Source organism: Pseudomonas sp. UBA3153 (assembly GCF_002364635.1).
In the GTDB taxonomy this organism is placed as follows: domain Bacteria; phylum Pseudomonadota; class Gammaproteobacteria; order Pseudomonadales; family Pseudomonadaceae; genus Pseudomonas_O; species Pseudomonas_O kuykendallii.
Window position 1 is genome coordinate 1212 of record NZ_DEYR01000057.1, and the last position, 8732, is coordinate 9943.

The window sequence follows — 8732 nt, forward strand, 5'->3', positions numbered from 1 at the left end:
TCGGCCTGGGCCAGCGCCGGCGCGTCGTTGGCGCCGTCGCCGCACATCGCGACCATCTTGCCCTCGGCCTGCTCCTGGCGGATGCGTTGCAGCTTCTTCTCCGGCGTGGCCTCGGCGATGACGTCGTCGACCCCGGCCTCGGCGGCGATGGCGGCGGCGGTCAGCGGGTTGTCGCCGGTCACCATCACGGTGCGGATGCCCAGCGTGCGCAGCTCGGCGAAGCGCTGGCGAATTCCCGGCTTGACCACGTCCTTGAGGTGCACGGCACCCAGCAGTTCGCCGTCGGCGCAGACCAGCAGCGGCGTGCCGCCACTCTGCGCGATGCTGTCGATCTCGCGGGCCAGCTCGGGCGCCAGGCCTGCACGGTCGCGGCCGAGGAAGTCCAGCACCGAGTCCACCGCGCCCTTGCGCAACACCCGGCCGTTCCAGTCGATCCCGGAGAGCCGCGTCTCGGCGCTGAACGGCACCGGGGTCACCGCGCTGCGCGGCGGCTCCTGCAGCGGATGCAGCGCGCGCAGGTAGTCGACGATGGATTTGCCTTCCGGCGTGTCGTCGGCCAGCGAGGCCAGCAGCGCGCCTTCGGCCAGGGCCATGGCGCTGACGCCGGGCGCGGCGAACAGCGCGCTGCAGCGGCGGTTGCCGAAGGTGATGGTGCCGGTCTTGTCGAGCAGCAGCACGTGCACGTCGCCGGCCGCCTCGACCGCGCGACCGGATTTGGCGATCACGTTGAGGCGCACCAGGCGGTCCATGCCGGCGATGCCGATGGCCGAGAGCAGGCCACCGATGGTGGTCGGGATCAGCGTCACCAGCAGCGCCACCAGGTACACCAGTGGCAGGTCGCCGCCGGCGAAGCGGGCGAACGGCTGCAGGGTGGCGACCACCAGCAGGAAGATCAGCGTCAGGCCGATCAGCAGGATGTCCAGCGCCACTTCGTTGGGCGTCTTCTGCCGCCTGGCGCCTTCCACCAGGGCGATCATCCGGTCCAGGGTCGACTCGCCGGGGTTGGCGCTGATGCGCACCAGCAGCCAGTCCGATACCAGCCGCGTGTTGCCGGTCACCGCCGAGCGGTCGCCGCCGGACTCGCGGATCACCGGCGCCGATTCGCCGGTGATCGCCGCCTCGTTCACCGCACCGATGCCTTCGACGATCTCGCCGTCGCCGGGAATCAGTTCGCCGGCCTCGACGCGCACCAGGTCGCCACGCCGCAGGCTGCTGGCGGCGACGTCGGCGAAGCTGCCGTCGGCATTCCGGCGGCGCGCGCGCAGGCCTTCGCCACCGGCCTTGAGGCTGTCGGCGCGGGCCTTGCCGCGACCTTCGGCGAGCGCCTCGGCGAAGTTGGCGAAGAGCACAGTGAACCACAGCCAGAGCGCGATCTGCAGCGCCAGGCCGGTGCTCACGCCCTGCGCCGGGACCAGGCACAGCAGGCTGGTGACCACGGCAGTCAGCTCGACCACCAGCATCACAGGCGAGCGCAGCAACTGCCGCGGATCGAGCTTGACGAACGCCTGCACCAGCGCCGGTCGCCAGAGGGCGGAGAGGCGCGTGCGGGCCTGTTGGGGGGCGCCGGTCAGCGCCGGATTCTGCGAGTTGCCAGTCATGTCGGCTCCTTATTGGCCCAGCAGGCTGAGGTGTTCGGCGAGCGGGCCGAGGGCCAGCGCCGGAAGGAAGGTCAGGCCGCCGACCAGCAGGATGGTCAGGGTTAACAGGGTGACGAACAGCGGGCCGTGGGTCGGGAAGCTGTCGCTGCCCAGCGGCGCGCGCTTCTTCTGCGCCAGGCTGCCGGCGATCGCCAGTACCGGCAGGAGGTAGCCGAAGCGCCCGAGGAGCATGGCCAGGCCGAGCATCAGGTTGTGGTAGACGGTGTTGGCGCCGAAGCCGGCGAAGGCCGAGCCGTTGTTGGCGCTGGCCGAGGTGTAGGCGTAGAGGATCTGGCTGAAGCCGTGCGGGCCGGGGTTGCTCACCGAAGCCAGCGGGCCGGGCAGGCTGGCGGCGAGTGCACCGAATACCAGCACACCAACCGGCATCACCAGCAAGGTCGCCACCAGCAGGCGGACTTCGCGGGCTTCGAGCTTCTTGCCGAGGTATTCCGGGGTACGGCCGATCATCAGCCCGGCGAGGAACACGGCGATCAGGACGAACAGCAGCATGCCATAGAGGCCGGCGCCGACACCGCCGAAGATCACCTCGCCGAGCATCATGTTGGCCAGCGGCATCAACGAACCGAGCGCGCTGAAGCTGTCGTGCATGGCGTTGACCGAGCCGTTCGAGGCGGCCGTGGTGGTCACCGCCCAGAGGCTCGAGGCGGTGATGCCGAAACGGCTTTCCTTGCCTTCCAGCGAGCCGGCCTGCTCGATCGGCAGGCCCGCCAGCAGCGGGTTCGGCTGGTACTCGGCGTAGAGCGTCAGGCCCAGGCCGATGACGAAGACGATCAGCATGCTCGCCAGCAGCGCACGGCTCTGGCGCAGGTCCCTGACGTAGTGGCCGAAGGTGAACAGCAGCGCCGCCGGGATCAGCAAGATCGAAACCACCTCGAACAGGTTGCTCCAGGCCGTCGGGTTCTCGAACGGGTGCGCCGAGTTGACGCCGAAGAAGCCGCCGCCATTGGTGCCCAACTGCTTGATGGCGATCTGGCTGGCCGCCGGGCCGAGGGGAATGCTCTGCGGCTGGCCTTGCAGGGTCAGCGCGTCGACGTAGGGCTGGAAGGTCTGCGGCACGCCCTGCCAGACCAGCAGCAGCGCCAGCAGCAGGCAGAGCGGCAGCAGGCCGTAGAGCGTGGCACGGGTCAGGTCGACCCAGAAGTTGCCGATCTCCCGTGTCGAGCGCCGGGCGATACCGCGGCAGAACACCGCCAGCACGGCCAAGCCCACCGCGGGGCTGATGAAGTTCTGCACGCCGAGACCGAGCATCTGGCTGAAGTAGCTGAGCGTCGACTCGCCGCTGTAGGCCTGCCAGTTGGTATTGGTGACGAAGCTGATCGCGGTGTTCAGCGCCAGGCTCCACTCGACGCCGGGCAGCTTCTGCGGATTGAGCGGCAGCACGCCCTGGAGCAGCAGGATGGCGAACAGCAGCAGGAGGCTCGCCAGGCTGAAGACCAGCAGCGACGCCGCGTAGCCCTTCCAGTCTTGGGCCGCTCCGGGCTCGAGCCCGCAGAGCCGGTAGCAGCCGCGTTCCAGCGGGCCGAGCAGCGGGCTGAGCAGGGTGCGCTCGCCCTCCATCGCCCGGTACAGGTAGCGACCGAGCCAGGGCGCCGGTGCCAGCACCAGGACGAAGAAGGCGATGAGTTGCCAGTAGTCGGAGGTCTGCATGGCGCCTAGCTCCGCTCGGCGCGCAGCAGCGCCACCAGCAGGTAGATGAACAGCCCCGTGGCCAGGGCCAGGGACACGCCGTCGAGAATGCTCATGGATTTCGCTCCTTGTCGGCGGACCGTCCGCCTGGCGCCATTCTCGGCAGCGGCGGCGTAAAGGAACGAGATGCGCGGGCCGGGCGCGGCGTAAAGAATTCATAAAGGCGCGCGAGCCCGAGCGGTTGGCGAACGGATCGAGTTCCCGTAGAGTCGCCGGAAAGCTGGCGCCTGAATAATGACTCTCATCGGATCACGAGCGGCAACCATGTCGGAAGCGACGGATACGCGGGTTCTCTGGAAACGCCTTGAAACCTGGCTGGCGGGCCATGATCCCGCGCGCCTGGCCGACCTCAACCCGCCGGCCTCCGAGTCCGCCGTGCGCGAACTGGAGCGCGTGCTGGGCGTGGCCCTGCCTGCCGGCTTCAGCGACTGCCTGAAGGTCCACGACGGCCAGCGCGGCCAGGCGGGCGCGTTGTTCGACGGCAACCAGTTCCTGCCGATCCGCCACATCGCGATGAGCTGGTCGTCCTGGACCGAGCTGCTCGACGACGGCGATTTCGACGGCCGCGTCGCCCGTCCGGACGCCGGCATCCGCGAAGGCTGGTGGCGACGCGGCTGGGTGCCGTTCGCCTCCAACGGCGGCGGCGACTACCTGTGCCTGGACATGGTGCCGGCCGCGCAGGGCCGCGTCGGGCAGGTCATCGAGGTGCTCCATGACGTGCCGCAGCGCGTGCTGGTCGCGCCTTCGTTCGCCGCCTGGTTCGGCGACTTCATTCACCGCAAGACCGTCTGACCAAGGCAGGGAAACGCCATGCAACCCACCACCATGACCCGCGAGCAGCGCCTGCAGAAGCTCTTCGACGACTGCCAGCAACACGTGCTGTCGCAGGTGATCGGGCCTTTCGGGCTGTCCACCGCGATGTTCAAGGACGTCGACCGCAACGGCGGCAACGTCACCACGCTGCACAACTTTTCGCGTGAAGACGACGACTACGTGGCGACCGACTCGGACAAGGCGCTGCACGGCCAGTCGCGCAAGGAATACGACAGGTCGGTGCGCGCCGAATACGAGGTCGACACCCAGGCCAAGGCGGATACCGCCGGCGGCAAGACCTGGGATGACAAGCGCGCCGAGCGGATCGAGCGCGGTCAGGACGAATACACCGGCGAGGCGGTGCACGCCGACGGCACGGTGGACCTGAAGAACGGCAGCCAGGCCCGCGCCGAGCTGGATCACGTGGTGTCGATCTCCGAGGTGCACAACGACCCGAAGATGCACCTGGCGCTGGGCCAGGTGAGCGAGGACGGCCGTGTCGACGTCAGCCGCATCCGCGAGATGGTCAACGCCGACGACAACCTGGCCCTCACCAACCAGCCGCTGAACGGCTCCAAGGGCGACGAGGACCTCGCCGAATGGGCGGCCACAGAACGCAAGGACGGCCAGACCAACGCCGAGAAGTTCGGTGCCGAACAGGATCGGGTGGATGAGAAGTACGCCACCGCGCGCGAGCATGTCGACCGCACCGCCAACCACGCGTTGCTGAAGAAACAGGCCACCGAGCTGTTCACCACCGGGGGCAAGCAGGCCGCGCTGATGGGCGCGCGCCAGGCGCTGGGCGTGCTGCTGACCGAACTGGTCAACGGCCTGTTCAACGAGGTCAAGCTGCTCATCCGGCAGGGCGTCGAGGTGGGCAAGAGCCTGCTGGAGGAGATCGGCCAGCGCCTGCTGCGCATCGCCGAGCAGGTGGTGAAGAAGGTCCCCGCCGCGCTCTCGCAGATGATCGAGGGCGGCGTCAGCGGTTTCGTCAGCAACCTGCTGACCTTCCTGCTGAACAACTTCCTGTCCACCGCCAAGCGCTTCGTCACGGTGATCCGCGAGGGCCTGCTCGGCCTGTTCAAGGCGGCGAAGATGATGCTCTTCCCGCCCAGCCACATGACCCGCGAGCAGGCGATGCAGGAAGGCCTCAAGCTGCTCGGCACCCTGGTCATCAGTTCGGTGGGCATCCTGCTCGGCGAGACGGTGACGGTATTCATGGCCGGCGTGCCCTTCCTCAAACCGTTCGCCGACCTGCTCACGCCGGTGCTGATCGGCACCTTCAGCGGCCTGCTGTCGGCCTTCCTCGCCTACCAGATCGACTGCTGGTTCGACCGCCATGCGCGCAAGGAGAAGCTGCTCGACGAGCTGATCGCCAATGCCGGCCGCCACGAGGCCGTCGCCAGCGAGCTGGTGACGTTGTCCGAGGCGTCGCTGGGCAACGTCGCGCTGTACGCCGAATCGATCGAGCTGTACCGCCAGACCGGCGCGGCCCTGGGCGCCGCCGGGTTGGCTTCGGCCGCCACCCTGGCCAGTCTGGAGCAGGCGCTGGAGAGCACCCGCGGGCAGGTCGAAAGGAGCTGGCAGATGATCGGCCGCATCGACGAGAGCCAGGCCGACATCGACGACTTCCTCAAGACCCTCTGAGCCCCACTCTCTTTCCGCACTCAATGCCGTAGCAGGACGCCAGACCATGCCCAGCCAGACCCGCACCTCGACGAAAGGCTCCCAGGAACTGCAGATCGTCCAGGCGTTCTCCAGCCTCGAGGTGCCCGAGCGGATCATCCGCGAGAGCAACATCAAGGAGCTGCTCCTGGGTCTGAGCGCCGATCAGGAAAGGGTCCTGTCCGAGGCCGACCGCCTGAACAGGCTGCGCGGGGAAAAGAAGGACGGGAATTTCGTCGGCAACTGGTTCCACGGCCGCAGCGACAAGATTCAGGAAGCCCAGCTCGACCTTAACGCCTCGATCGGCCAGCTGACGCAGAAATCCTCGCAACTGCTGGTGGTCAACACGGCCATCTCCAAGGTGCTCAGCGATCAGCAGAAACTTCTCCTGCAACAGCAGAACCTGCTGAAGCAGCAGGCCGACGAGCTGGTGGCGCAGAACCAGCGGATTCTCGACCAGCAGGTTCAACTGGGTGAGCAGCAGCAAGCGATCAACGCCGCCAACCAGGGGTTGCTGGAGGCCAAGGGGCTGACCCAGGAGCAGGCGCAGCAACTGGTGGGCTGCGTGAAGCAGGTGAGGGAGGCCGAGCAGCGCATCGACGCCGCCAATCGGGCGCTGCGCGACGAGGTGACCCGCGACCTGGGCGTCGCCAGCGCGCAGTGCGTCAGCCAGCTGGGCGTCGGTTTCGCCAACCTCGAACAACGGCAGGCGGAAAACGCGCGACAGCTGAGCGATGCCTTGCAGGCGCAGGCCGAGCGCAACAAGGAGGAGTTCGCCCGCTTCGCCGAAGACAGCCAGCGCCTGCGCGAGGATATCGACCGCCACCTGCAGGGGCAGGACACGACGCTCGCCAGCCAGGCCGCCGAGGCAACGCGGGTGCAGGCGGCCCTGGAACAGCGTCAGCGGGCGCACGCCCAGGCGCTGCAGGAACAGCTCGGCGCCCATGAAGCCGCGTCCTTGCAACAGGCCGCCGCATTGCGCGAGTCATTCGACCAGTCGCTGCAGACGCTCGACCTGAGCCTTTCGCAGCGCTTGCTCGCGCTGCAGGCGGACCATGACCGGCGTTTCGTCCAGCTAGGCCTGGCGTTGGCGGGTGCCAGCGTACTGGCGCTCGCCGCGCTGGGCTGGCAGGCGGCGGTGCACTTCGCGCTGATCTGAGGTCCGCCGAGCATTTCATCGGAGCGCTGCGCATCCTCACTCTGGCAGGAGTCGAAGGGAACATCGACGACAGGCAGCGAGGCGGACCGATGAAAAGCAATCGCGAGAAAATGCTCGCTGGCGCGCTTTACCAACCCTGGGACCCTGAGCTGGTCGCCGCACGCGCCGCGGCGCGAGTGTTGATGCACGCGTTCAACGCCAGCGCGGAAAACTCCGCCGAGCGCCACGAGCTGCTCGGCAGGATCCTCGGCTCCGCGCAGGGCGAGCCCTACATCGAATCGACCTTCCGCTTCGACTACGGCTTCAACATCCATGTCGGGCGGAGCTTCTACGCCAATTTCGACCTGCTGATCCTCGACGCCGCGCCGGTGCGCATCGGTGACGACTGCCTGATCGGACCGGGTGTGCACATCTACACCAGCACCCATCCGCTGGACATGGGCGAGCGCGTCTCCACCCTTGAAAGCGCGCGGCCGGTGTCCATCGGCAACGGCGTCTGGATCGGCGGGCGCGCGGTGATCAATCCGGGCGTCAGCATCGGCGACGGCGCCATCATCGCCTCGGGCGCGGTGGTGACCCGCGATGTGCCGACGTTCACGCTGGTCGGCGGCAACCCGGCGCGGCTGATCCGCCAGCTCGAGGCGCGCTCTACGGCGGAACCCCGGAATGGACCCGCCCCTTGCCCGTAGGGTGCGCCATGCGCACCAACCGCACCGCGTGCTCCCACTGGTGGGCGCGGCGCGCCCTACGGCAGCCGGACCCCTGAAAAAGAAAACCCCGCACCCAGGCTGGCCGGTGCGGGGTGACGCGAAATCCGCGGAACGAGGTTCGTTTGGGCGCTAGCGCATCGCGGCGTGCGGCCCGGAAAGGTAGTCGAGCAGGCGGAACAGGCTGATCTTCAACGTGCTGCACAGGCTCAGGCCCTGGCGGATGGCCGCGGCATCCTGCACGGCGCCGCGGCCCTGAAGGTCTTCGGCGCAGGCGCCGAGCAGCGCCTCGATGCTGTCCGGCGTGCTCTCCAGGTGGTATTGCAGGGCGATCACGCGCTCCTTCCAGATGAACCCCTGGCATTCGCACGCCGCCGAGCCGTACAGGGGAATCGCCCCTGAAGGCAGCTCGAAATTGCGCTCGTGCCAGTGCAGCGCCATCAACCGCTGCGGCAGCATCCGGCCGAGCGGCGAACTCTGGGCCTGGGCGTATTTCTCCACCGGCCACCAGCCGACTTCGGCCTGGCCGACGTCGCGTACCCGCGCGCCGAGCGCGTCGGCGATCAGCTGACCGCCGAAGCCGATGCCCAGCAGGCGCTTCTGCGTCTTCAGCGTTTCGCGGATCAGCCGTTTCTCGGCGCTCAGCCAGGGGTAGTCGGCTTCATCGTCGACATCCATCGGGCCGCCGAGAACGATCAGCAGGTCGAAATCGTCGATCTCGGGCAGTGCCGCGTTTTCGTACAGCGCATGCACGCGTGCCCAGAGGGCGCGCGATTCCAGCCATGGGCCGATGCGGCCGAGGCCTTCGAAGGACGCATGTTGCAGGATCGAGACGCGCATCAGGCCACCTCCGCCGTGGCGGTCTTCGCTCGCGCCAGGGCGGCGGCGAGTCGTTTGAGCATTTCTTCGACGTTGGCCGCGCTGACCGTCAGCGCCGGCGAGAAGCGCAGGCAGTGCGCATGCGGCGCGCTGATCAGCAGGCCTTCGGCCAGCGCCGCGCGGACCACCGCCGGGGCGTCCAGGCCGAGCAGCGGCAGGCCGACC

Annotated in this window: 8 protein-coding genes and 1 pseudogene; 4 read left to right on the forward strand and 5 right to left on the reverse strand. The window is 68.3% G+C overall.

Annotation, left to right across the window (positions count from 1 at the left end):
• The 3 genes from kdpB to B2X67_RS13745 all read right to left on the reverse strand — a co-directional run.
• The coding region (kdpB, locus tag B2X67_RS13735) for a potassium-transporting ATPase subunit KdpB (RefSeq protein WP_286785841.1) at positions 1 to 1598 on the reverse strand (1598 nt) is incomplete at its 3' end.
• Between the two features lie 9 nt (positions 1599 to 1607).
• Positions 1608 to 3305, reverse strand: a complete 1698-nt coding sequence (gene kdpA / locus B2X67_RS13740) for a potassium-transporting ATPase subunit KdpA (RefSeq protein WP_286785842.1) — start codon at positions 3303 to 3305, stop codon at positions 1608 to 1610.
• Positions 3306 to 3310: 5 nt separating this feature from the next.
• Entirely contained in the window at positions 3311 to 3400 is a 90-nt protein-coding gene (locus B2X67_RS13745) for a K(+)-transporting ATPase subunit F (RefSeq protein ID WP_273233715.1), read from the reverse strand.
• Between the two features lie 208 nt (positions 3401 to 3608).
• On the opposite strand from B2X67_RS13745, the gene B2X67_RS13750 reads away from it, so the two are divergent.
• From B2X67_RS13750 to B2X67_RS13765, 4 genes are all read left to right on the forward strand, one after another.
• Positions 3609 to 4136, forward strand: coding sequence for an SMI1/KNR4 family protein (locus B2X67_RS13750; RefSeq protein WP_286785843.1), 528 nt, complete (start codon positions 3609 to 3611; stop codon positions 4134 to 4136).
• A gap of 18 nt (positions 4137 to 4154) precedes the next feature.
• Positions 4155 to 5804 carry a hypothetical protein gene (locus B2X67_RS13755; RefSeq protein ID WP_286785844.1) on the forward strand — a complete coding sequence of 550 codons (1650 nt, stop codon included), beginning with the start codon at positions 4155 to 4157 and terminating at the stop codon, positions 5802 to 5804.
• Between the two features lie 46 nt (positions 5805 to 5850).
• The gene (locus B2X67_RS13760) at positions 5851 to 6981 is read left to right on the forward strand and encodes a hypothetical protein (protein ID WP_286785845.1); all 1131 of its coding nucleotides are present in this window, start codon (positions 5851 to 5853) and stop codon (positions 6979 to 6981) included.
• 89 nt (positions 6982 to 7070) lie between these two features.
• Positions 7071 to 7670 carry a sugar O-acetyltransferase gene (locus B2X67_RS13765; protein ID WP_282340569.1) on the forward strand — a complete coding sequence of 200 codons (600 nt, stop codon included), beginning with the start codon at positions 7071 to 7073 and terminating at the stop codon, positions 7668 to 7670.
• Positions 7671 to 7820: 150 nt separating this feature from the next.
• On the opposite strand, the gene B2X67_RS13770 is transcribed toward B2X67_RS13765, so the two are convergent.
• Positions 7821 to 8528: a type 1 glutamine amidotransferase gene (locus B2X67_RS13770; protein WP_090225002.1), complete on the reverse strand. Its 708-nt coding sequence runs from the start codon at positions 8526 to 8528 to the stop codon at positions 7821 to 7823.
• Positions 8528 to 8732 (reverse strand): annotated as a pseudogene (locus B2X67_RS13775) (aspartate aminotransferase family protein); the annotation flags it as partial. The pseudogene B2X67_RS13775 and the gene B2X67_RS13770, both read right to left, overlap by 1 nt.